Origin of the sequence: Paraburkholderia sp. NMBU_R16 (assembly GCF_013282575.1) — a bacterium.
Taxonomy (GTDB): Bacteria; Pseudomonadota; Gammaproteobacteria; order Burkholderiales; family Burkholderiaceae; genus Trinickia.
Genome location: NZ_JAAAYE010000147.1, coordinates 1 through 2,676 on the forward strand (window position 1 = coordinate 1; position 2,676 = coordinate 2,676).

At 58.0% G+C, this 2,676-nt stretch carries 4 protein-coding genes; 1 reads left to right on the top strand and 3 read right to left on the bottom strand.

The window, feature by feature from the left end; genetic code table 11:
- The first annotated feature begins 140 nt into the window (after positions 1–140).
- Positions 141–662, top strand: a complete 522-nt coding sequence (locus GWC77_RS30415) for a hypothetical protein (protein WP_367949127.1) — start codon at positions 141–143, stop codon at positions 660–662.
- On the opposite strand, the gene GWC77_RS27290 is transcribed toward GWC77_RS30415, so the two are convergent.
- From GWC77_RS27290 to GWC77_RS27300, 3 genes are all read right to left on the bottom strand, one after another.
- Positions 555–1,055, bottom strand: a complete 501-nt coding sequence (locus tag GWC77_RS27290) for a type II toxin-antitoxin system VapC family toxin (RefSeq protein WP_173262478.1) — start codon at positions 1,053–1,055, stop codon at positions 555–557. The genes GWC77_RS30415 and GWC77_RS27290 overlap by 108 nt on opposite strands.
- Complete coding sequence (locus GWC77_RS27295; RefSeq protein WP_173262481.1) at positions 1,042–1,788, bottom strand: hypothetical protein; 747 nt, start codon at positions 1,786–1,788, stop codon at positions 1,042–1,044. Before GWC77_RS27295 ends, GWC77_RS27290 begins: the two co-directional genes overlap by 14 nt.
- A gap of 530 nt (positions 1,789–2,318) precedes the next feature.
- Entirely contained in the window at positions 2,319–2,540 is a 222-nt protein-coding gene (locus GWC77_RS27300) for a hypothetical protein (RefSeq protein WP_173262484.1), read from the bottom strand.
- Between the last annotated feature and the right edge of the window lie 136 nt (positions 2,541–2,676).

Below are 2,676 nucleotides of genomic sequence, written 5' to 3' on the forward strand. Positions count from 1 at the left end.
CCACACCGATTCCAATTCTTCTCTTGCGAAGGCCGTCATCGCTTGCCCCTCCTGAGCGAACTCAATGGCGGCATTGTGCGATTGCCTTTACGCGAACTCTATAACGCCCATGGCTTACCGCTTACGACGAAACTCTGTTTATCGCGACGCTTTCGGACCCGCCCTTCTATGGGGAGGTGGGAGCGTCGACTTATGTCATAGGACCAGTGTCCGCATTTTTTTGCGAAATGGCAGAAGCATGGACAGGTTGGGACGGTGTCAAAAGATGGACTTCCCTCGACGGCGAGCTTACCCATGCCGTACAGGGCGGCGGGTGGTCAGCCGGATTCCCGCTCAACGAGGGAAACGCGACGTTTCGGTTCGTGTGCGGTACGCCGCCGCATGCAAGGCATTGGACAACGGCGTCGGCATCGACGGGACGTTCATGGCATGCGCGGCCTAGCCGGCGTGTGATCGCAAGGAGCGCAAACAGCAACTCTGAAGAAACAACGGCTACCGCACTATTGCTAGCCATTCTCGGTGACGAAAACCCTGCGCCGGCTAGTTGTAATTCGTCACTCCGCCGGCTCGCCCTCAAAATCGAGCTTGTTCTGCTTTGGCTTCAACGGAATATCGCTCGTCCTATACACCTTCACGCCCAGCCGCGTCGCCTCGGCGATTAACCCGTCGTCCTCGGTGTAGATGGCGGTCACATTAAGAACACGGGCGATCGCCAAAATTTGGCGATCCACCTTGATTTTCTGCCAGTGGGATTTGGATGCTCCCTTCTTGCCTCCCTTCGCACGCGTTGCCTGGTCGATGACAGCCAATTCGGTGGCCGCAACTTCGTCGAAAGGCAAGATCCGAATAGCACTGCGCTTCTTGAGAACCTGGATAACGTCGGACGCAGCCAATCCAGCTCCGCACAGAAATTCGGCCCATGCGGGCGCAGGAACACCAATGGTCGTCTTGGCTGCGATGAGGTCCTGAATCAACCCGGCGATTCGCTCGAACGACTCGTCGTCTTCTTTCCCCGTGGACAGTGAGATAAGTACGTTCGCGTCAAACAGAATCATCCACGCCCCGTATTCTTTTCCAGACGCTCACGGGATCGTCAACATCGTCCCATGCATTGTTTTTCACGCCGCGCAAGGCTTCAACAACTTCGTCCAGCCCAGCATCATCCAAAACATCGTACGACTGAATCACAAGCGACTCCAGCTCCCAACTGCCCGCGTTGGTTCTACTCCACTTGCCGTTCCCCGAAAGGCGTAGTGTTTCCGCGAAGAAATGGCGCGACAACTCCTTCGCCTGGGCCACCCCTCTGATTTCACACTTGAAGACGGTCCCTTCCCGGTCGCGGACAGCTACCGGAATCGAGTCATCCCGGCCTCCGATCCTAATCACGACACCGTCCAACGTGGTTGGCTGGTAGATCGTGATCGGATCAACGACGGGCAATTTTCGGCCAGGAAACTCAAGGAGTTTCGCCTTGCCGCTGCGCGTGATCGCCCCCACGGCGTTATCTGCCCGCAACAGCTTGTCGATCGCCCGAAACGCCTTTTGCGCCTCTGGATCGGGATCGCCGGTCCTGACACTCTGCAAACGCTGAAGAACCTTGGGGAACGCGGGTTCCTCAATCGTCACCTGGACGATTGCGCTTCCCTTGCGCAACTTCTCGAAATGGACCGAATCATCCTGCCCATACAAAGCTGACAGGTGCACAAGGTACTCCGCCAGCCTCGCCATGGGCAGCGTATCGGGTGTGAAGCTATCGATTCGGAAGTTAAGTCGTTCCCGTGTGTCCATTTTCGCAACCGCTGGGACGGGAATCCCGTCTCTTACCGACATCTTAGCAGGGAGCTAGAAACCCGCGTGCGTTTCCGCAAGTCGACAAGACGCCGACGACTGTTGGCGCTACGACGTCGCCAATGCTGTAGTTGGCGTCAACCTCTGCGGCCGGCCCATGGGTCGTGGCAGCGAGGGCGCTCGGGTCCGTTGCGGCATCGGACGCCAACGCGGGTGGTGCCCCACAGTGTCGGCCGGCGCCGCTGTGCCATTCGGCCGCTCGAGCCGGCGCCAGCGTAGAACCGCCGGATCTTCGCCGCGAGATGCCGGGAAACACCAGCAGATTCGCCTTGCCGCTGCGCAGTACGATCGCCGGATCGCAAACCCCTTCGAAGTCTGTTCCGTCTCCGGCAGGCTCGGCCAAATTCGCTCTCAACGAGAGACAGGCGACGTTGCGCTTGCGTTCGCGCACAGAGTACGCCGATGAGAGTCGCGCCGCATGCAAGGCGTTGGACAATTGTGTCGGCATCGCGGGGAAGCGATAGATCGACTCACGACTTATCTTTTGCTCGCTTGTGCCAACGCGTAGAAATGCCGTGTTCGCGCAGTAGCTTGTGCAGACGCCAATTCTCAACAAGCAGCACGACAATCAGAACCGTCGTCGAGACGGAAAAGTACGATTCGCCGAGATAGTGAATCGTTGCCCATGCGACGCCAGCAAGGACGACCGACGTCAGTAGGAGCAGCCCACGATCAATAAGCCATGATTTCATGTCTTTCGCGGGTTGTGTCGCGATAACGGAGCCATGACGAGCAAGCGGCGATTCGCTTAGGAGTCCTTACATAAGCAGCGAATAGAACTGCGCGGCGACCGTTCGAGTGGCGTGGTCACCCTTCATTTGGCCTTTG

Excerpts from the sequence above, each read along its gene's own strand:
- GWC77_RS27290 (WP_173262478.1), bottom strand. The coding sequence starts at position 1,055 with ATGATTCTGTTTGACGCGAACGTACTTATCTCACTGTCCACGGGGAAA.
- GWC77_RS27295 (WP_173262481.1), bottom strand. The coding sequence starts at position 1,788 with ATGGACACACGGGAACGACTTAACTTCCGAATCGATAGCTTCACACCC.
- GWC77_RS27300 (WP_173262484.1), bottom strand. The coding sequence starts at position 2,540 with ATGAAATCATGGCTTATTGATCGTGGGCTGCTCCTACTGACGTCGGTC.